This is a genomic window from Bdellovibrio sp. HCB290, assembly GCF_047305925.1.
GTDB lineage: Bacteria > Bdellovibrionota > Bdellovibrionia > Bdellovibrionales > Bdellovibrionaceae > Bdellovibrio.
The window spans coordinates 2461235-2480989 of record NZ_CP178620.1; the positions used below are offsets into that span (position 1 = coordinate 2461235).

Consider the following 19755-nt stretch of genomic DNA (forward strand, 5'->3'; position numbering starts at 1 on the left):
GTGGTGAGTATTCTTAGTTGAACAATTTCAATTCAGCATCTGCTCTGAAGGACTCCGGGCTCCCCGGATATCTGGATCTAACTTCAGTCAACGAACGCTTGGCAAACTGTGGCAAATTCATTTTTTTGTACGTCATTGCTTTTGCAAATTTAGCACTCGCCGCCTTATCGCTGTTTGGATAGTTCTTCTCGATGCGTCCGAAATATCGAATCGCTTCTGGGAAGTTCCCATGATCCACTGCCATTCTGCCCGCAAGAAACAAAGCATTATCGGCATAGGTGCTCGCTGGGAAACGCGTCAAAAGGCTTTGCATACGGCTTTTTAAGCCAATCTCATCATCGCGCTGAGAAGCGCCTATCATTTCAGCATACAGTTCAGTATCTGATTGTTTTGAAAAATCCTGGCCCGTTAATTCAACAAGCAATGCTTGCTGTTTAGAAGTCGGCGCTGCGTTCTTAGGCATGTTTGTTGACTTAGCCATTGTTGCCAACGGTAAGCTTAAAAGTAGTGTTGCTGCCAATCGTCCTAGTTGCTTCATCTCTCGACACTCCTTGATCTTTTCCCAGTATGACATGCAATGAGAAGTGCAAACAAGCAGACTTATCCACACAAAATGTTGAGTTATTGTAATGCTGGACCTTGGACCTGTTGTATTTCAAGGCTTTCAGCGATTTGCATGAATTTTAAGCACCATATAAGATTATGTTTTTATTGAGTAAATTTTAATAACTGCGGATTTTTTAGAAGGCGTAATTTCAGATCTTACAATCCGAAAGTTACGGACGCACCGCCCTCAAGACAGAATATTTTAGAAACAGTGTATGCCTTGAATTTTGCTAAGTACATGAATTCATGATTATTCTTATTTTACTTGCTGCGAGCTTAGGCATTTCATCCTCAGACACTTTGCTAAATAAAGCATCACAGCTTTCACAGAGTTATCAACAAAAGTGTCTTACACTCCTCCCTCATGAGTCTGAAAACCACTCTGCATTGGCCTCAATCGTATGCGGCGAAAGACTACAAGATCAGAACCTGAAACAGAATTTGGTTAAAACTTCTTTGATTCATATTTTTGTTATATCGGGCTCTCATCTACTTTTATTGGACGAACTCCTTGCGATGATTCGCGTGCCATTAATTGTAAGATTCTTACTTTTGAGCTTTTACTCGCTGATTGTTGGCTGGCAACCACCTGCCGTGAGAGCCTTGTCTGCCTTGGGTTTGCGCGGGCTGTTTAAAAAACTGAACTGGGTGTTTCCTGCGGACACAATGACTTTGATCGCAGGGTGTTTCACACTCTCTTTATTTCCTGCATGGTGGAGTTCGACTTCTCTATTGATGAGTTGGTGTGCGGCACTGGCGCTAGGTGGCACATCGCTTTTAAAAATCCGCAATCAACTGCAACGACTCCTGCTTAATCAATTGGCGGTTTTTATTTTTATGACGGTTCCATTGTGGGGAATCAGTTCGCTACATCCGCTGTCACTGCTTTACAATCTGTTATTGGGTCCCATTGTTTCTTACATCCTGCTACCGCTGGGATTCCTAACCCTGCCTATACCCCCACTGGTAGTGATATTTGATTTTGCCGTCGATAAATTTCATTGGATATTGAGCTGGGTCTCGGAACCCGTCACCACGTCTCGCGCATCGCCAATTCCCATCGCCAACCTGTGGATGTGGATATTCACCTTGCAAATCTTGTTTCATTTTTGGCGACTGCATCTGCGCCAAGGAAAGGATTCTTCGTGGGTAAAGTCTTAATCTTTTCCTGTATTTCATTTTTGCTGATCTTGTTAAGTGCGACGCCAATTAGTCAGAAAAATGATCGCAGCTATGTGATCGTGTGGAATGTCGGACAAGGTCAATGGGTGACTGCTGTGGAAGAAAACACCTGCCGCCACTTTGATGTGGGTGGCGAACGTTTTCCTTGGCAGAAAATCGCCAAACTTTGTCGTGGAAAAAAGAACTTCATTTATCTTTCGCATTGGGATTGGGATCACATTGGGGCTTTGTCGCGCTGGCCATCGAGCTGGGACACTTGCATCGCACTGCGACCGCAGGGACGATCGTCGCCGGGAAAAATGAAAATGTTGTCGAACTTTGCAGACTGCAAAATGCCTCCACAAGTATCTTTCTGGCAGGCACCTGAGCCGTCGGCTTCAATTATTGATCTGGAACCACTTCGGAATAGAAAAAGGAATAAACCCAAACGCCACCGCGAGCGCAAAGACAGCAATGGCCTTAGCCAAGTGATTAGGTATCGTGACTTTTTATTTCCAGGAGATTCGCCATTGGCAGCTGAGATGACGTGGATGAATTTACCTTGGGTGACTTCAAGTCGCGTGCTGGTTTTAGGCCACCACGGCAGCCGCACCAGCACTTCGCAAGAGCTCCTGGCAAGATTGCCGTCCGTACGAATCGCCATCGTCTCAGCCCGCTACGAGCGCTACAAGCATCCCCATGCCGAAGTGGTGCATCGCCTGCGTAAAAACCGCATCCCGGTTTTACGAACTGAGGATTGGGGGAATATTTGGTTTGAGAGGTAGTGCTGAGAGAGAGAACCACCAGCTTTCGAAGAAGATTTGAACGCAATCCAAGAAATGAGGTTACTATGAAAACGCCAACTCCTAATGAAAACACAGATACGAATAGAAATGGTCTTATCGGAGACAGCCGTAATTCCAAATCCGCCAAATGCCATTTAAATCTAGGTCATATTCCCGCAGAGGAATTACTAACGCGCTTCGTTCGTCTCGTAAAGACCGAGCGAAAAATCACGCACTTGGTGCTGGAGTACATCGCGGAAATCGATGCACGCAGGCTGTATGCGGATTTGTCATACCCAAGTTTATATGAATTTCTGGTGCGTGAGTTTGGTTACAGCCCCTCTTCAGCCATGCGCCGAATTGAATCGGCACGCCTTTTGCGGGAAATTCCCGAATTAGCCGAGCAACTTGAAAGCGGTGCTTTGAACCTTTCACAACTTTCTAGGGTACAGCAAGCTATTCGCGCAGTGCAAAAAACAGAAGATCGCAAAATGGAAACACATGAGAAGCGGATACTTTTAAGTCAAATTGAAAACACCAGTCAGCAACAAACCGAAGTGATTTTATGCCAGGCTCTTTCAATTCCCATCATACCTGAAAACAAACAGACCACCCACGGAGACTCGCCGGTAACCTTAACGATCACTTTCACAAAAGAACAATTCTCCAATATAAAGCACGCCCACAACTTGATTTCACACGCGGTGCCCGACAAAAACTGGGCGGATGCATTTACTTACTTAGCAAAAAAGGAGATTCATCGCAGAATCGGAAATCGCAATAGCAACAACAGCTCCCCAAACCAAAACGATTCTACTTCCTCCTCTGCACAGAGTTTCAATGGTGCAATCTCTACATCCGTAGCGGATGCGGCAACGCGCAAACCACTCAGCTCAACAATTAGAAAAGCAATCTTGCAAGTACAGAGATATTGTCAGTTTAAGGATCCAAAAACCGGAAAAATCTGCGGCAGCGAAAGTTTCCTGCAGATTGATCATATTCAACCTGTTTGGGCTGGAGGAAATAATGATATCCGAAATTTGCAGGTATTGTGCGCGCGCCATAATCAACTCAAATACAGAAATGAAAGCCGTATCCGAATTAAGTAATCGGACGAGCTCACAAACGAGAGAGAAAGTGTGTGCGTCCTGAAAATCAAACTCTGGGATGAGAATAAAAAAAGCTCCGGGGCCTCCGAAGCTTTCTTTGTTTTGGATATAAACTTAACCACTACCAGAAGTAGGTCACGCGGACCCCGAACTCGCGAGGGGCGTTGACTTGGTAAGCCTTAAAGCTTGAGCCGCTGGCGTCGAAGATCACGTACTTTTGATCAAGCACGTTGCGGATAAAGAACTCTGCGTTCAAATTCCATTGCGTCAGCAAGTAACTTAACGATGTATCCAGATACCACTGCTCAGGTGTTTTTTTTGCGTTCGTGTTGGCAGCATCGCCGTAACCAGCAGCAAGATATCTTAGGGTATTGTCCCAATTCCATTTGTCATTAGGCTTGAACGTGTAGTTCACGTTCCCCGTCCACGGACTTGCAAATGGGAATTGGTTGCCGTCGTAGACCACGCCCGTGGGACTCTTAAAATCAATAAAGCGAGTGTGATTGTAACCAATCCCTGCACTGACCGCATTCCGAGAGCTGATATTGTACTGACCTTCCAACTCCGCACCATAAATCTCGGAACTTGCGGCATTCACAGTCGCAGAGTCGTAGGGATTGCCAGGGGTGTATTGCACCAACACCTGCTGATCTTTCCAGTGGGTATAGAAAACATTGGCCGCGATTCGGGATTTTTCCTGAACGAACTTATAACTTAACTCGAAATTGTCTGTTGTTTCCGGGTCATATTGTGACACTGCCGAAGTCCAACGATTCACACTGACACCACCTGTACGATACCCTTGAGTGTAGGACGCCCCATAGGAGTGCAATCCTTCAGTGATGGTATAAGCAATTTTAGGCAGTAGAATTCCGCCTTCTTCGTTTCCGTTGGCAACTCGAGGCGTACCAAAGGCAAAGACATAGGAATCAAACTTGTTCACCATGTATTCATAACGAAGCCCCAGATTCATTGCATGGGATTCGTTGAACTTGAACAGCAAGGAATTGAAGACCGCGTATGATTCTTGATACTTTTCAGTTTTCTGACGAACATAGCCTGGAGCTGGCAGAAGCGTAAAATCATAGTCATTATTAATTGTGTAGTCGTGATAGTGCACACCCAAAACGTTCTTAACTTTATCGCTTTGGTACTTCCACAGGTTTTCCACACTCAAATAGCTATCTGTGTGATTCTCGTATCGAATGCCCGATGCGGGATTAGATGTGCCGTCAGAGTCTGCCGTCGCATCCTGATCAGCTTGAGAGTACGCCAGAATGGTTTCATTGCTGGAGTTCTCATTGATTTTAGTCGTATAGCGCAGGCTTGTTTGCTGATTGTTGGTCAGCGCGCGGCTGTCCACGTCTTCGTACACTTCGTATTGGAATGGATCAGCGGATTGCGAGTATGTCCCACCGTTTTCAGTCTGCATGATTTTAACATTCCAACGAATTTCATCATTGGCGTTAAGTTTGTAGATCATTTCACCGGAAAGATAGCTTTTATCCTGATGCCCCCAGCGATCATTCCCTGTTGTGACATTGTCGATAAATCCATCATAGCGCTCTACATTTACAGCAAAACGAGTCAGAATTTTCTTATCCAGGAAAGTGTTGTTAGTAACGGCACCGATCTCTTTATCACCGTAAGTACCAAGTCCTGCCTTGGCAGCGCCTTCAGTTTGCTCCCCTGCTTTTCTGTGGAACAAAAGGATATTACCGGCCAAGGAATTGATCCCTTGAGTGGTGCTTTGAGCACCGCGGTAAATCTCGACGTGATCCAAGTCCCAGAAATCAAAGGCGCCAGCAGAGATTGCCAGATCTGTTTGAAACACATCATCAACGATGATGGAGGCCAAGTTGTCTTTTTGGTAACCCGTAACACCGATATTGTTGATACCGCGAAGGCTAAATGTATTGTCGTTCTTATTAACCTGAACGTTGGGAAGGGCGTTCAAAGACTTGATGGAGTCTGTTTTTACGCCCTTGTCGTATTCTTCAGCCTTAAGAACGGAAATGGATTCTGTACTTTCAAGGTAGGATTTTTCCTCTTTGTTTCCTAGGATTTGCACTTGCTGCAATTGATAGGTTTCGGCCGGTTTGCTTTCAGTTGAAGACGGAGTTTCTGTTGCTGGCGTCTCTGTAGTAGTCTGCGAAGTCTGAGCCTGCGCAAGGCAGGCTTGCATGGTGAACAATGCTGCGATGAAAATTCTCATTTATCTCTTTCCCTTGGGTCTTCCTATAACCCTCTATAATTAACAAAATTAGAAACCATATTCGAAGTCTTGTAGTGTTCCTTACCCAACAAATCGTTCAGAATGGTCGCGGATCTCCACGCCATCAAACTGGTTTGTGGTTCAGAAATTCCATGTCCATGACGGCTGAAGTTCATGGCATAGACTTTATTTTGCTCGGGCCCTTTCCACTTCACTGCAAAGTTCTTTTGCAATTGAAAGCGACCGTTTTCATCGAACTCGATCATGTTTTGAATCGGCTCAATGATCTGTGGAATGCGGGTTCTGAATCCTGTGCTTAGGATCACGATATCCGCGTTCAACACTTCTGTTTTATTCGAAAAAGTGCTGCTGACGGTCAACTTGTAACCATTGCCCGCTTCTTCGATACGATCCATGCAGCGAGAAGGTAAAATCTCGATCAAGGCTTCGTCGCGGTGAACGTGGCGCAATTGGTAGATATCGTTGTAAAGGGCTTCCAGATATTCTGGAGTATTCCCATCAGAGGCCATTTTTTGATGACGAACGATAGGATCTTTTTGGGCTTGATCAAGACCGAAGAATTCTTCCACGTAATTTGGCGTGAAGTACTCGTTCACGAACGGAGAGTTATCCAACGGCTCAAGATTCGCGCGGCTGGAAATCATACGCGTACTCAAGGCACGGCCCCACTTGCCTTTAAAGCAGTTACGGAAAATTTCAATGCCCGTTTGCCCACCACCGATGACAACAACGTTTTTGCCAGTCACATCCAATGTCTTCAGATACTGGGATTTGGCATGGAAAACTTTAGGTCCGATAAAGTCCTTGGCGAAATCAGGAACGTTCGGAGTCAAACCCGTTCCGATACAGATGTTGTCGGCTTTGGCGATGGTGTCGCCAGAACGAACCACGAACTGACCGTCTTTGAAAGACACTTCGTCAATTTTTGAAGCGAAGTTCAAACGGTGTTTCAGTTTTTCACTGACCCATTGGCAGTACATTTCGAACTCGCGGCGAGTGACCACCGAACGGTTCGTATTCATGAAAGAGTAATACAAACCGTTGGAAACCAGATAGTTCATGAAGCTGTATGGATTTGTTGGATCCGCGCCCATGACCAGGTCCTTCAGGAAGGAGGTCTGCATTTCAGAATCTGAGAACATGATTTCAGAGTGCCAATCAAAGTACGGCTTCCCATCAAAGAATGCGCTGCTCACCCCTGCTGTTTTATCAGCAAGAGCCGCCAGGGAAAGGTTGAATACGCCGATACCGATACCAATAAGATTGTATTTTTGGTCCATCTTACGGTGCTCCTTTATTTAAACCCATTACTAGTGGATTTAGAAGTTCGTCTCCGACCATGGGGACCGGGCGTTCGTGGGAATCGGCGTAGCCGATCTTAAAACGCACCTTATTTACCAGCACACGAGGCATTTTTTCCGCCAGAAGATTGACGCTGTCATCCACATTCAGGTTTTTCCCTCTAGATGAAAGATAATCGCGAAGGGTTTCCCCCAGAATCCCGTAAAACTCGTATTCTGAGAAACCGTCGCACTCCTTCAAAACTTCGGAGATGAACCTTAATACGGTGACAAAATGTCCCGTGAACAGATCATGAATCAAATAATTGCGTGGAAGCTGCAACAAGTGCGCCGCCAGGTTCGCGGACTCGTTAACCAACGGGGAACCCTTTGCCAGGCGTAAATCCCCTTGGAAGTCCTTTAAAATCAAGCCCACCGGGGCATGATCCTTAAGTTTTAGAACTATATTTTGGCCATGGGAAACCAAGCCAATGCCGTACTTCAGTTGCAAGTGATACAAAGGCACCACCACGACTTCAAAGTAACGACGAAGCCACTGCACCATCGTGAGTCCCGAAGCCTTTACATAGGCACCCAACAAACTTTGTCCCTCTGCGTCTTTATGAAAGAAACTGCCAGTAAGCACAGAAGTTTCTCCAGGAGCGGCTTTGGATTCCGCACATTCTCTCCAAATCGCTCCCAAATACTCGTGATAGCGATAAGGAGCCAAGGCCACCTGTTTGTAAACCGGGTGCTGAAAACTCACCCCGGCTTTTTCGCTTAAAATCAGAACGTTCTTAAGAACTTCATCCTGGGAGCAGATGTCCGTCATTTTCAGTGACAGCTCCCCACCCACAGGAATGTATTTGGCAGCGATACCGCGAATGCTGGAAGTGTTTAAGATAGTCACGGGAAGCTTGATGTCCCAAAGACCCGGGCGAGAAATATTGGATAAAGTACGAATGGAAATTTGCGGTTGATAGTTATCACCGAAAACTCCCAAAGCTTTCATCACACCGGTGGAAAGTTCACCGGCAAATTGCACTTGAATAAAACGATCCCACTGCCATGGATGCACGGGCACAAATACGTATTCTGATTTATTCAGCTGAAGTTCAGTCAGGTGCTGCTCAAAACGTTTCATTTCCGCAGCATCCAGGCTTTGTGACAAAATCACATCCTGGGTCACACCAGGCATCTGGGCGGCCAAGGCCGAGTTCTTACGAACCGCAAGCCACATCAAACGAATCAACGGCTGACTTTCAGGAGCAAACTCTGCAAGGTCCCCTTCACTCCAGGTGATACGGCCTTTATTCAGAAGCAATTTTGGATGACCATTCAAGATGGATTGAATTTTTAGTCCCGTCCACTGAGTCATTTCCTGCGAGGTTTGTTCGGCTTGTTTTTTCTCGATGCGAAGATCTGAGAATAGCGTGTTGTGCATCTCTTCCAGGAAATTCCCCAGAATGATGTCATCCATGCCAGTTTCTTTCTGACAATCGATGAAAAACTGACCGGCACTTTTCACCGGCATCTTAATACCATCAACCACGCGAACTACCGAGTCCGCTTGAACTTTGATGTCAGTCCAAATTCCCTGCCAACCCTGACAGTGGTATTCGATCCCACTTTGCAATGCGAACACGAAATTTTGACCATCCACAGTCGTGGCTTTCAGAATCTGCTCATAGCTCAGCTCCTGAAGGCTTTTGGCCACCAGGTTCTGATTCACCCGCACCCATGCGGATCCTGAATGAAGTGTGTTCGCAGTCAGATTCACAGGAAGTTCCCCATAAAGAATTTTTCACGGCGGCATTCTAACAAAGCCGCACGCTTATGAGGGAAATCAAATTCTTTCAATTTTCTCCAGGCCGGGAACGTCTCGACGTAACGAATGATACGTTGATTGTCAGAGCGTGGTTCCGCCATGATTTTGCGTGTGCGCGGCTCTTCCAGGAACAGGTAGTGTGTTGCTGATTTTAAAATTGCATCTGTATTTTTGAAACCCAGGTATTCCTTGTTTCCAATCAACAAGTGAAAACCACGATCGAACGCTTCGGATTCGTAATAAGGACCCAAACGGTCTTCTAGAGTCCAATACATTTCGAAGTAGCCCACCGGCACTCCATCAAACTCCACGAAAGTGGGAATGGTGTGCAAATCAGTCAGACCTTTTTCAAGATACTGTTTAAGTTCAGATTCTGTCTGCGCCAGCTCCCAGAATTCGGCAACGTAAGGTTGATTGTGCCAGAAGTGGAAAGTTTCCAAGTCGCGGTCAATATCCACAACCCGAAAGCTGACGGTTTTACCGATGACTGGAACAAAACGCGAATACAATAATTCTCCTGGGCGAGGTTGCGGGCGCACCGGGTGGTACACCTGACCGGTGTGCATCCACTGCTCTGGCTCAACGGATTGTTTACCGAAGGCACACCACAAGGATGGATTTTGATAAAACTCCTGACGATTGGTGCTCTTTTGATTTATGGAGATGGCTTTCAATTCAGGTTTTTGGATGAATAGATGCTCCATCGCAATCAAAAGCGCCCCTGCTGGCACATTTTCCTTCGTGATCAATTGCAGTTTATCCGCTTGATCTTCGATATGGAACTGGACAGCTTCCGTGCCCGTCACTGTCAAAAGACTGCCAGTGATTTCGGCGGAGTAGTTTTTATTTTCCTGAACGTGCAGGTACTTTTGAATATTCATATTCCGTCCTAGGCCTTCACCGCAACAGCGGCGATGGGGTTTTTAATCAAATTATAAATCGACAGTGGATTTGCAGCGGTGTTTTCATTCATGTTTTGCAGGCTGCAAGTAAAGTTGCCTTTGTGCCAGATCTCTGACTTATCCAAGAGGTAATTTAAACAAGAATGATCCTGGGGATTGGATTCCCGGATCGTCAGTAAGAACTGACGTAGATCGCGCACCAGGTCCTCTTCACGCACCCAGTGATCGGCAGCAATAGCGGCGATCACATTGAACGTGGAGTTGATCATCAAATAGTAGGCAAATAGAATGTTGCCTTTGTCATCCAGGATGTTGCCATTTTCCATCTTCAAGCTTGCGACGTCTTTGCCATACAATGAAAAGCCAAAATGGCTGTAACCCGTTCCCTGACAGTCACGGAAGTAGGCTTTTTCCGGATAGTTGGCTTTCAGGCTTAAGATCAGATTTTGTTGGTGGGCTCCCAATAGAATTCCGTAGTTGGCCTGAGCCAGAACCAAGGGCTTCACGGCAACTTCCAAATAGCGTGCAAACCACAATTCAGCAATCTCACTTAAAGGACGCCCCGTCTTTTCCGCTTCTTTGCGGATGGACTTTTGAATCAGGTTTTCACCACCCAATGGGTTGTCCTGCGCCAAAGTGGACAGAACCACAGCTTCTTCGCGGTTGTTTTCAGTGAATGGATTTTCACGGCAGACCACAATGGATTCCGTCAAAATTTCGCCAGCAGGATTTTTAAGAGCCATAAATGCCGGTTCAAAAACCACCTGGAACTGAGGCTGTTTACGAGCGAACTCCTGTGCTTTAGCTGTCATGAAAACGTCATAGACCTGCAAGCCACGCACAACTTCCACTTCAGTTAAGTGGCGAATGGAATTCGTCAGACGCAATGTCAGAGAAAACTTCATCATATAGGGCGAATGCGCCCCATAAATGGAACGCAAAGATGTGGTTGGGAACCACGGCTTTTCTGCCGCACCCAAATCCACCAAATCGCCTGTTTTCAAATAAGTCTGCACCACTGGATTTTTAAGCAGGTGCTGTTTTTGCCAAGGATGAACCGGAAACGGAATGTATCCCGCTTGAAGTTTAGCAGAGGCCTGTTCAGATCCCGCAAAGTCCTTCAAGAAGACATCGACAGTCCATTGTTCGACTTGAAATTTTTGAGCTTTTTCATTTACCAAGACGTCTGGTTTTGCCAGGAACCAATGGAGCGCAAACTGCCCCGCCATCTCCGGGGAATACAGACGGTAGTCAGCCTCATCAAAGCCTTCACGCATCTTTGGATACGGATGAAAATTGTGACCAATCATCAAACCTTGCTCGGCCTGCTGGAAGTTCATGGCATTGGTATAAATCCCTTGAAGGTCGGTTTTACGATGGCCCAAAGCCAGTTCGATATTTTCCACACTGTTTTTCAAACGATCCATAAAGACTGCGTCGTTGCCACTGCTGTTGGGGAAAACTTGCGTCAGGTGCTTTACCAAAAGCTCGGCCACCGTCAAAAAATCTGTGCTTTTTAAAGCACCGTCCTTTTGCACATAGAATACGGAATGATATTGATGACGTCCCATCAGGGAGTTACGGGTCAACGGAAGATACAACTCAGAACCATTGGCGAACTTCACCAACAAAGATTCCTTGCAGCCTGTCTCGATTGCGATCTGGTTCGGTGAATCCTTAATCTGATAATCAAACCATTCCCGGAAAAGAGAATTAAAGAAACATGAAGCCGAATGACGAAGAGAAAGTTCACGCAAGTTCATATTAAGCCTCCACCGCAGCGTCAGTGCGCTGACGATATAGGATCGCAATGCTGATCATCATAAGTACAGCCAGCGCAATCATCAGAGATTCCAAAGAGAAAAACTTAATTTTCAAGGTAATAGCAGCTAAAGCTCCACCCACAGCGTAACCAATCGTGTTGGCGGCACTCACGATGCCAGCTTTGCGCCCCAAGCCCAGGTTTTCGGCATCGACCGTCGTCATCAAAGTCAGATAGCACGGTGGCACCAGGGCAATTCCCACCGATAGAAAGAAAATGGCTGTCCAAAGCTGTGACTGCAAGTTCATCACTTGCAACAACACGGCTCCCACGAACAGCATCACTGCTCCGATAACCAAGGCCCCTTGCCATGGGTTTTTAAATAACATGCGCCCCAGGAACTGAGTCACAACCGCAATGACGGCACTTGCTAACAGCAATTTTGCCATCAACAAACCGGATTCCTGACTGCTCAAGGCAAAGCTGTGCTTTAAAATCACCGCTAGCGAAGAGTTCAAGATACCGATAAAGCTTGTGAACAGCACGGCCAACAAAAACACCCAGCGCATACGATTGAAGGCCAGACTCCACGCGGAAAACCCACGTTCAGCAGCCGGTGCCGTTTTCATTTGCGGAGCCTGCAGGCGCAAAGCCCACACATTCAATCCGACTAAAAGTAAAATCCAGAATAGGAAACCAACTAAAACACGGTCCATATTTTGTCCGCCACTTAGCAGGACATAAATAGGACCTAAAGATCTGCCGATATTCAAACTCATCGAGTTTGAAATCATGGCTTTCATCGCAGAAGTGGATTCAGAAAGATCCACCTGCAAGGCTTGAGCAACTGGAACAACCGCTGAAGCCAATAAGCCATAAATCACACGGCTTAAAATCAAAACGACTACAACTGCCGCCGATCCCCATTGCTGCCCCCACTGAGTCAGGGACCATAGCATCAGAGTGGAAATCCCCAACCCCAAGATACCTGCAAGCAGAATCGGCTGGCGTCCGGCTTTATCACTTTTTGCAGCCCAATAAGGCGATGACCACAGGAACAAAAACGAACCCGCACTGAATACGGCCACTACCAGCGACAGACTGACATGCATCGATTCTGCCAAATACGGCAAAAGCGTGAATAGCAGAATCTGCAACGCACTGAAGGTGATCGTATTAAGGTTTGCGAGTACGGCTAAGTTCAATCTCGCCCCCTGCGACCTTTAACAAGTATAAGTATACAGATCGTTACCGGAATCAAAAGAGCATAACCAGCCACAGCAGCAAAGGTGCCACCCAATATATAAGCGCCAATGATCATCGTGGCAGTCAAAACCAGAAGGATCGTAGGAATCGCAAAACGACTTCTAAACAGCGCTGAATCGGAAAGCTTGCGCGTTTCCATCGTCACACCTGCTTGCGGGGTCTTCACGTACTTACGTTTATACCAAATGATCAAACCAAAAATCGGAAGCAACAAAGACAATAGCGAGAATCCCAGCCAGACGATCTTTAAGAACAGTCCGCCGTAATTTCCAAAGTGCAAAGGCTCGGAAGCCAACGTGATCTCCATATACCATGGAAGCTCACGCACTTCCCCTTGCAATCCCGTAGCCGCATCAACCACTACCAGCTGAGTCATGCGCTCCGTTTTTGGCGTATTCCCGACCATCACCACCAGGAAGTGATTCGGCGGCGCAAACTGCGTGTCTGGCATAGCGATATAGTCCACTTTGGAATTCGGCAATGCTGTTTCTGCCGTTTTCACGACATTGTCTAAGACTGTCACGTTATGCAGGTGATCGTTCTCACCGTGGATGTCTTTGTACTGCTGGGTGATTTGCTTCAATTCCTGGTACTGATAAAACTTGATCAATGAAGAACTGATCCCCAAAAGGAAACCCGTCGCCCCGATAATCAAGCCCCAGGCAAAAACACCCATCCCGATATAGCGATGTAAATCCGAAAACCAATGGCGCGGAGATTTGATGCGCACTTCACCGAAGGCGACCTTCTTAGCGAAATTGCCGTAGATGAAAAATCCAGAAAGCATCACAAAGAAATAAAGCAAACCGATAAAGCCGACATAAAGCTTGCCATAGGAACCCAGAAAAAATTCGCGATGAAGTCTTAGCATCCAGTCCATGAACGAACTCTTGGTCGCCTCGACGTTGATTTCTGCACCCGTGTTGGCATCGTAAGTCAGTTTGCGCGCACCACGAAACATTTTGGAATCGTCCATTCCCAAGCGCACGTTGATGATGTTGTCGTGTTCATCATCTTTGAAAACAGCCAGGGGTCTTTCACCCGGAAACGTTTTAAGAACTTCGGTCATTAAGCTCGAATACGAAAGGGGCGCTGCCTGACTGGTGGTCGTCACCGCCTCATGAAGCCCGCCTTCGACCTCTTCCTTGAAAAGCAAGACGGAGCCGCTGATGCCTAGAAAAATGAAATGCACCGCCACGAAAAGTCCGAGGTACATGTGCAGCTTGTAAAATAATCTGAATGCTGTGTTTTTTAGTGCCATATAGTTGCCTGTGATAGGTATCACACAGAGAGGGATATCACAAAAATTTGGCCTACTTACCGGCTTGTTGAAAGCCTATTGGGAAGAATTTTTGTGAGTGTCAAAAGACCTGACAGGGCGTCGGAATTTGCCAAACTTTTGTGAATTTGGTCTAATGAAAAAATGATCAGGCAAAAGGCGATTAAGGCTATCGAACAAGAAGGAATTTTACTCGTATATCCGATAAAAAACAGTTCGGAGCCGGATTCAATCTGGGCTCATCTCTGGCCAAGATCCAAGATGGTTTGGGAGTGGGATGCCGATGCGGATCACAAGGTCTCTGACCTGTGGCTGCTAAAGGAGGAACTCTCCCGGTCAAACAAGGTCGTTTACGCCAAGTGGTACCAGAACCGCGCGACCTTTTTCTCTAAGGAAACCTTCGTGAATATGATGGCCTTTCAGCGCAGTGACTCTCCCCTCTCTCACGAGAGCAAAACCATTCTGGAAGCCCTGGAAATGGACTCGCCCCTTTCGACCAAGCAGCTGAAAGAAATTGCCGACCTTCAGGGCCGCTATTTGGAGTCCACATACAATCGTGCAATGAAAGCGCTGTGGCAACGCCTGCTGATCGTGGCTTATGGCGAAATCGAGGACTCGAGTTTTCCCTCTACTGCCGTAGGTGCAACCAAGACATTGTTTGAACCTTTATGGAATCAATCCCTTACGATTTCCCACGAAGAAGCACACTCCTATCTGCTAAAAAAGTTAGGAACCGATAACAAATTCTGGAAGTTCGCTCAGAAGATTCTTCCTGCAAAAACGTAATGTTAACGAAAAAGGTGTCACCTCCTTTGACACCCCTGAAAGTTCTGCAAATATACACGACCAATCTACTTTCCTAAGCAAATTGCTCCGGATCTTGTTATAAACCCGGGGATATTGTTTAAAGTCATTGGAGTTACTAATGAAATCAACATTTGCGATGTTCTTTCTGATTCTAAGTTCAACCGTTGCAAGCACGGCTCTTGCGGGCCCACGCGACTGGCGCATCACGCAGCCAGCATGGACTGAACAACACGAATACCAATTCGGTCAATTCGTCACCAAACTGGGTGCCGCTGTCGAAAATCGCAAATGTGCGACAGTCACTGAATGTTTAAACAGCTCTGCAAATATGTTCTATGGGACTGATCCAGGTGGCATTCGCTATTTCGCAGACTGCGCGGATCTTCCTTATTACCTTCGCGCTTACTTTGCCTGGAAAATGGGGTTACCGTTCTCTCACGCGACAGGATTTGTGGCAAATCCAGCAGGCCCAGAGGACTTCAACAAAGACATTCGTTACTCCACGAACGGGAACTCTGTAAAATACCGTCGCGACCTTTTGGCTAAGAAAAACAAGCTTCGCATGACTTCTTTCCCTGATGCGGTTGATTTCTTAAATTCAGATTTGATCAACAGTGTTTCCACAGCGGCATTCCGTATGATCGGTGATGCACAGGGCGCAACTTATTCTGACTTCTATCCTGCGCGCCTGGATCGCACAGGCATTCGCCCGGGAACTGTTATCTATGATCCGAATGGACACGTCGCAATTATTTACCGCGTAACGGAAGCCGGCCGTGTTCTTTATATCGACGCCCATCCCGACAATACTTTGACGATGGGACTTTATACTTCCAAATTCATGCGCTCCATTCCTGGTCAGGGTGCTGGCTTTAAGAACTTCCGCCCTTTGCAATTGGTGGGAGCATCTCTAGACGGTAACGCCTATGTTGGTGGCAGCATTGTTGCCGCTGCAAACCGCGATCTTGGAGCTTACGGAACAGAGCAGTTTTACGGCAATCAACCAGATCCATCAGGTGACTGGAAAAAAGGCCGCTTCGTTTTCCAAGGTCAGGAAATCAATTACTTCGAATACGTGCAGTTGAAACTGACCAATGGCGAACCGGTTATCGATCCACTTTTGGATATGAAATTTGAAGTGATCGATATTTGCTCTTCTTTGAAAGACCGTGTGGCGGCTGTTGAATTGGCTCGTCGTGAAGGTATTCCTTTGAAACAACATCCTGAACGTCTGCCGGTAAATATCTTTGGTGCTACGGGCGAGTGGGAATCCTATGCGACCCCTTCCCGTGATGCCCGTCTGAAAACATCCTTCATGGATATTCTGGCGCAGTCCCAAAAAGCGATTCAAAAATGGCGCGCACGTGACAGAACAATTCGTTATAACGGCGGCAATTTGGCAAAAGATCTTTTTGCGGTTTACTCCCAGGAAGCGACATTGTGTAAGTTCTCTTACACGACTTCCAATGGGGATACTTTGTTGATGAATCTTGAGGCCGCTCGCCAAAGACTATTCAATATGAGCTTTGACCCTTACCACTGCCCGGAAATGCGCTGGGGTGCACGTATGCCGAAGGAACTTGCCTCCTGCACAGACGATCAAAACAAGAAGGCTTGGTTTGATGCTCAAAGATGGTTGCGCAACCAAACTGAGCGTCGTTACGACGTTAGAATGGACTATACTTTGGAGCAATTGGGTCGCGGACCAAAACCTGGTGTGGGCACTGAAACAGCTCCAAGCATCGACATCGTTGGCTACTTAAAGTCCCAAATGTAGTGCGAGACCTTTCCGGTCTCGCCCAAATGGACTATATGTTAATCCGTTGCAATCTACGACGCGGAAAAACTGAGAGAAATTTGCAATAACTGCACAGATTCATTGCTTCTTTCAGGGATCACTCCTATATCCGGTCACTAGTATTCATACTTAGAACTATCACTAAATTCTGTGGGGGATCTGTGAAAGTACAAATTATCACCGTGCTATTGTCTTTGGTTGCAACTGCGGCTATCGCTGCTCCTTCTCAAGCTATCTATACTAAAATTTTGCAACAAGGTGTTCCTCAGGATGCACTTGAGCGCACCGTGCGCTTCATGGACGATCACGCCGGTCGCTCTTTCCAACAAAGCACTTATCAATGCAGCAAGTGGCCTGTTGGTAGCATCAAACCTTGTGAAGAATCTGATCGTTCTCCATCCACTCAAGTTGTGACTCTGGAAAGACCCGAGACAATTGTCATCATCGACTACTCTCAACCGTCCACCAACCGTCGTTTCTATTTGATCAACATGCGCACCGGCGATGTGATTCGCTATTACGTGTCCCATGGCAAAGGCACTGGCAACAGCAACTGGGCGACAAGATTTTCTAATATCAAAGATTCCAAACAAACGTCTTTGGGCTTTTACCTGACTGGTGATTTCTATTACGGCTCTTACGGTAAAACTTTGCGCATGTACGGCTTGCAGTCTTCCAATGACCAGGCCTTCAACCGCGATATCGTTTTGCACGGCGCCTGGTATGTGGGCGAGGATTTCATCAATTCTAAAAATCCAAAAACAGGCCAGCCATTTGGGCGCTTAGGTGTCAGCTGGGGTTGCCCGGCTTTGTCCCTGTCCATTGCAACTAAACTGATCCCGGTTCTGGAAAAAGGCAGCCTGATTTATCACTATCATAAAGATCTGATGGAAGCGGCCATGAGTGGCACTGAAGTCAGCGTGACTGAACCGGCACGAAGAAAATAAAAAAAAGGCGCTTTCTAAGCGCCTTTTTTTATTTCGTCATTTTTTAAGAATCTTATCGAGCGTCCAAAGTCCAACCAGAGAACTTTTGAACCTCGTCGTTGATGTCTGCGCCAAGTTCGACATGGCGATAAGAAGTTGGTGAATCCCAAATCTTTCGCACAAGCTTGTTCATGATATCGTGACCTGCTTTGTAAAGCACCACGTGACCCATTAGCGGCATCTCTAAAGTCACCAGATCCCCCAAAGCATCCAAAGCCTTGTGACGAACGAATTCATCCGCCCAGCGCAAACCTTCGGGATTGATCACGGCCCCACCGTCCAAGACGATGCAGTTGTCCAGGCTTCCGCCTTTGGCAAGTCCGCGGGCCTGCAGGGCCTCCACGTCTTTTAAAAATCCGAAGGTACGGGCGCTGGCGATATCACGACCAAATGACTGTTCATTGATATCCAAATCAATTGTCTGCTTGCCGATCACCGGATGTGGGAAATCGATCGTCACCGTCACACGCAGTCCATGATAGGGAACCACGTAGGCGTGCTTTTCACCTTCACTAAAATAAATAGGCTCGGTGATATAGCAGTATTTGCGCGGCTGATCCTGTTCAACGATACCGACATCCAAAAGAGCTTTTAAAAACTCCCCGGCACTGCCATCGCAAATAGGAATTTCCGGTCCATCCAGTTCAATAAATAAATTATCAATACGAAGTGCAGAAAGCGCGGAAAGGCAATGCTCGATGGTCGCAACTGAAAACGCCTCGCCTCCGATTGTAGTTTGGTGGCTGGTGGCCTGTACATTGCGGGCTGTGACCTTTAATGAAGGGCTGCCCGGCAAGTCCTTACGAATGAAATAAACGCCGGTGTCAGACGGTGCTGGCCTGAAAGTCAAAGTACATGGATCCCCCGAGTGGATACCAATGCCATTAATCACCGTTTTTTTACGAATTGTTTTTTGTAAGAACATGAAGACAGTTTAACACCGTCTATTGGTCGTTAGCAATCCGCAACTTGCCGACGGGCTCGCCCTTCCAGTTTGTGATAGTTGGCATAGTGAATTTCGAGAGAGCCTTTGCTTCCTCGACAGTCATGCCTCCCAATTGCAATAGAACCTGTGCTGTTGCCAATTGAGCCGCGCGACCCGCACCATCTGCGGATTTAATGGCGAAGGCCAACTTCTTTTCTGGCAAAAAGCCCGCATACACGCCTTCCGCCCCGCCTTTGATAATAGCCCGACCCTGTGTCTTTTCGATCACAGCTGTGGCGAAATCGTCACTTCCTGCCACATAAAATGGATTACCTGTGACAGCTTTAATGATTCGCTGACAGGCATTCTTTCGAAGTGTCGACGCCTTGGAATTTACGAATATCGACATCCCGGCAGCAATCGCCTGCAGAGGCACCGAATACGTGGGAATACCACAACCATCCACGGCGTGCGGAACTTTGCTGTGATCTACCTTCATGGTTTCAGTCAAAATATTGCGCAATCTTTTTTGAGCCGCGTGTTCATAGTTCGCATAGCCGTGAGGATCCTCCCCAAGATGCAAGCAGGTTGTGATCATCGCTTCGTGTTTGCCTGCGCAGTTATTGCAAAATGCTGTGGGCTTTTGATTGCGACGAATGAACTCGTGCGCTGAAGTTTCGTTGTATGGCAAATGCGGTCCGCAGGAAAGCAGACTTTCTGCAATCCCGACTTTCTCCGCCCATTGCGAAAGCACGGTCAGATGCTCTTTTTCACCGCGATGAGAAGCGCACGCCAAAGCGATCATCTTGTCATCAAGACCGAACTTATCTGCAGCACCGGATTCTATAAGTGGAAGAGCCTGAAGCATTTTTATTGCGCTTCGAGGAAAGGTACCGAAACTGGGATTTCCCCAGCCATGAAGCAGTTGCCCCAGCTCGTTCACAACCGCGACCATCACGTTGTGAACACTCTCGACTGCGGGCCCGCGGAGGACTTCGACGACGAGAGGCTGTCTTTTAAGCATA

16 protein-coding genes are annotated in these 19755 nt (G+C 46.9%); 6 read left to right on the plus strand and 10 right to left on the minus strand.

The features are described 5' to 3' along the window. Positions 1 to 13: 13 nt before the first annotated feature. Complete coding sequence (locus ACLVWU_RS12120) at positions 14 to 538, minus strand: tetratricopeptide repeat protein (protein WP_413574994.1); 525 nt, start codon at positions 536 to 538, stop codon at positions 14 to 16. Between the two features lie 314 nt (positions 539 to 852). Here ACLVWU_RS12120 and ACLVWU_RS12125 point away from each other — a divergent pair, with 314 nt between their 5' ends. The 3 genes from ACLVWU_RS12125 to ACLVWU_RS12135 all read left to right on the plus strand — a co-directional run bounded on the left by ACLVWU_RS12125 (position 853) and on the right by ACLVWU_RS12135 (position 3661). Continuing rightward, positions 853 to 1767, plus strand: a complete 915-nt coding sequence (locus ACLVWU_RS12125; protein ID WP_413574995.1) for a ComEC/Rec2 family competence protein — start codon at positions 853 to 855, stop codon at positions 1765 to 1767. Next, positions 1752 to 2552 carry a ComEC/Rec2 family competence protein gene (locus tag ACLVWU_RS12130; RefSeq protein WP_413574996.1) on the plus strand — a complete coding sequence of 267 codons (801 nt, stop codon included), beginning with the start codon at positions 1752 to 1754 and terminating at the stop codon, positions 2550 to 2552. The genes ACLVWU_RS12125 and ACLVWU_RS12130 overlap by 16 nt, the downstream gene beginning before the upstream one ends. A 65-nt stretch (positions 2553 to 2617) precedes the next feature. Next, a complete protein-coding gene (locus tag ACLVWU_RS12135) occupies positions 2618 to 3661 on the plus strand; it encodes an HNH endonuclease (protein WP_413574997.1) in 1044 nt (347 codons plus the stop codon). 121 nt (positions 3662 to 3782) lie between these two features. Here ACLVWU_RS12135 and ACLVWU_RS12140 read toward each other — a convergent pair whose 3' ends face one another. Genes ACLVWU_RS12140 through ACLVWU_RS12170 form a run of 7 tightly spaced genes read right to left on the minus strand, consistent with a single transcriptional unit; the run spans position 3783 to position 14196 of the window. Further along, a complete protein-coding gene (locus ACLVWU_RS12140; protein ID WP_413574998.1) occupies positions 3783 to 5876 on the minus strand; it encodes a TonB-dependent receptor in 2094 nt (697 codons plus the stop codon). Between the two features lie 23 nt (positions 5877 to 5899). Beyond that, positions 5900 to 7177, minus strand: a complete 1278-nt coding sequence (locus ACLVWU_RS12145; RefSeq protein ID WP_413574999.1) for a lysine N(6)-hydroxylase/L-ornithine N(5)-oxygenase family protein — start codon at positions 7175 to 7177, stop codon at positions 5900 to 5902. 1 nt (position 7178) lies between these two features. Continuing rightward, positions 7179 to 8957 carry an IucA/IucC family protein gene (locus tag ACLVWU_RS12150; protein ID WP_413575000.1) on the minus strand — a complete coding sequence of 593 codons (1779 nt, stop codon included), beginning with the start codon at positions 8955 to 8957 and terminating at the stop codon, positions 7179 to 7181. Further along, positions 8954 to 9886, minus strand: a complete 933-nt coding sequence (locus ACLVWU_RS12155) for a GNAT family N-acetyltransferase (protein WP_413575001.1) — start codon at positions 9884 to 9886, stop codon at positions 8954 to 8956. Before ACLVWU_RS12155 ends, ACLVWU_RS12150 begins: the two co-directional genes overlap by 4 nt. Before the next feature lie 8 nt (positions 9887 to 9894). Next, on the minus strand, positions 9895 to 11670 hold the full coding sequence (locus ACLVWU_RS12160; RefSeq protein WP_413575002.1) for an IucA/IucC family protein: 1776 nt from the start codon (positions 11668 to 11670) through the stop codon (positions 9895 to 9897). Position 11671: 1 nt separating this feature from the next. Further along, entirely contained in the window at positions 11672 to 12874 is a 1203-nt protein-coding gene (locus ACLVWU_RS12165) for an MFS transporter (protein WP_413575003.1), read from the minus strand. Next, the gene (locus tag ACLVWU_RS12170; RefSeq protein ID WP_413575004.1) at positions 12871 to 14196 is read right to left on the minus strand and encodes a PepSY-associated TM helix domain-containing protein; all 1326 of its coding nucleotides are present in this window, start codon (positions 14194 to 14196) and stop codon (positions 12871 to 12873) included. The genes ACLVWU_RS12165 and ACLVWU_RS12170 overlap by 4 nt, the downstream gene beginning before the upstream one ends. A gap of 279 nt (positions 14197 to 14475) precedes the next feature. On the opposite strand from ACLVWU_RS12170, the gene ACLVWU_RS12175 reads away from it, so the two are divergent. The 3 genes from ACLVWU_RS12175 to ACLVWU_RS12185 all read left to right on the plus strand — a co-directional run bounded on the left by ACLVWU_RS12175 (position 14476) and on the right by ACLVWU_RS12185 (position 17766). Then, a complete protein-coding gene (locus ACLVWU_RS12175) occupies positions 14476 to 15000 on the plus strand; it encodes a hypothetical protein (protein WP_413575005.1) in 525 nt (174 codons plus the stop codon). 139 nt (positions 15001 to 15139) lie between these two features. Beyond that, positions 15140 to 16798, plus strand: coding sequence for a hypothetical protein (locus ACLVWU_RS12180; protein ID WP_413575006.1), 1659 nt, complete (start codon positions 15140 to 15142; stop codon positions 16796 to 16798). Between the two features lie 182 nt (positions 16799 to 16980). After that, the gene (locus tag ACLVWU_RS12185; RefSeq protein WP_413575008.1) at positions 16981 to 17766 is read left to right on the plus strand and encodes a murein L,D-transpeptidase catalytic domain family protein; all 786 of its coding nucleotides are present in this window, start codon (positions 16981 to 16983) and stop codon (positions 17764 to 17766) included. Positions 17767 to 17818: 52 nt separating this feature from the next. On the opposite strand, the gene lpxC is transcribed toward ACLVWU_RS12185, so the two are convergent. Both lpxC and ACLVWU_RS12195 read right to left on the minus strand, forming a co-directional pair. Further along, positions 17819 to 18730, minus strand: coding sequence for a UDP-3-O-acyl-N-acetylglucosamine deacetylase (gene lpxC, locus ACLVWU_RS12190; RefSeq protein ID WP_413575010.1), 912 nt, complete (start codon positions 18728 to 18730; stop codon positions 17819 to 17821). A 19-nt stretch (positions 18731 to 18749) separates the two neighbouring features. Further along, entirely contained in the window at positions 18750 to 19754 is a 1005-nt protein-coding gene (locus tag ACLVWU_RS12195) for an asparaginase (protein ID WP_413575011.1), read from the minus strand. Position 19755: the final 1 nt, after the last annotated feature.

What these genes read in the sequence shown, in the direction of transcription:
- ACLVWU_RS12175 (WP_413575005.1), top strand. Translation starts at nt 14,476, where the DNA reads ATGGTTTGGGAGTGGGATGCCGATGCGGATCACAAGGTCTCTGACCTG.
- ACLVWU_RS12125 (WP_413574995.1), top strand. Translation starts at nt 853, where the DNA reads ATGATTATTCTTATTTTACTTGCTGCGAGCTTAGGCATTTCATCCTCA.
- ACLVWU_RS12135 (WP_413574997.1), top strand. Translation starts at nt 2,618, where the DNA reads ATGAAAACGCCAACTCCTAATGAAAACACAGATACGAATAGAAATGGT.
- ACLVWU_RS12155 (WP_413575001.1), bottom strand. Translation starts at nt 9,886, where the DNA reads ATGAATATTCAAAAGTACCTGCACGTTCAGGAAAATAAAAACTACTCC.
- ACLVWU_RS12195 (WP_413575011.1), bottom strand. Translation starts at nt 19,754, where the DNA reads ATGCTTAAAAGACAGCCTCTCGTCGTCGAAGTCCTCCGCGGGCCCGCA.
- ACLVWU_RS12180 (WP_413575006.1), top strand. Translation starts at nt 15,140, where the DNA reads ATGAAATCAACATTTGCGATGTTCTTTCTGATTCTAAGTTCAACCGTT.
- ACLVWU_RS12140 (WP_413574998.1), bottom strand. Translation starts at nt 5,876, where the DNA reads ATGAGAATTTTCATCGCAGCATTGTTCACCATGCAAGCCTGCCTTGCG.
- ACLVWU_RS12145 (WP_413574999.1), bottom strand. Translation starts at nt 7,177, where the DNA reads ATGGACCAAAAATACAATCTTATTGGTATCGGTATCGGCGTATTCAAC.
- ACLVWU_RS12170 (WP_413575004.1), bottom strand. Translation starts at nt 14,196, where the DNA reads ATGGCACTAAAAAACACAGCATTCAGATTATTTTACAAGCTGCACATG.
- ACLVWU_RS12160 (WP_413575002.1), bottom strand. Translation starts at nt 11,670, where the DNA reads ATGAACTTGCGTGAACTTTCTCTTCGTCATTCGGCTTCATGTTTCTTT.
- ACLVWU_RS12120 (WP_413574994.1), bottom strand. Translation starts at nt 538, where the DNA reads ATGAAGCAACTAGGACGATTGGCAGCAACACTACTTTTAAGCTTACCG.
- lpxC (WP_413575010.1), bottom strand. Translation starts at nt 18,730, where the DNA reads ATGTTCTTACAAAAAACAATTCGTAAAAAAACGGTGATTAATGGCATT.